We start from the raw sequence: 309 nt of genomic DNA, 5'->3' as shown, positions 1-309 counted from the left end.
CTCGTCGAGGTGCCATTTGTCCCCGAACTTGCCGGACGACCGGCGGCGGATATCATTAGCAAAGTGCCTGCCGAATTTCTCCGCCCATATCCGCACGGTCTGATGAGAAACAACGATGCCCCGGGCGGCCAGCATATCCTCGACCATTCGCAGGCTCAAAGGAAACCGGAAATACAGCCAGACCGCATGGGCAATCACTTCAGCAGGAAAACGGTGGCGACGGTAACGAGGATCACGCGCAATTCTGGTCATGCTGCCACATCGCACATTTTCTTCGATGGTCCGTTAACGTTACGATGCCAACAGCAC

General features: G+C 56.0%; 1 pseudogene. It reads right to left on the bottom strand.

Annotated elements, in window-relative coordinates:
• Nucleotides 1-252 (bottom strand): annotated as a pseudogene (locus ACSQ3F_RS29345) (IS6 family transposase); the annotation flags it as partial.
• Nucleotides 253-309: the final 57 nt, after the last annotated feature.

The organism is Pararhizobium sp. LjRoot238 (genome assembly GCF_964252955.1).
In the GTDB taxonomy this organism is placed as follows: domain Bacteria; phylum Pseudomonadota; class Alphaproteobacteria; order Rhizobiales; family Rhizobiaceae; genus Pararhizobium.
Note: the sequence above shows the minus strand (reverse complement) of the source record. Positions and strands in the feature narration are given on the sequence as shown.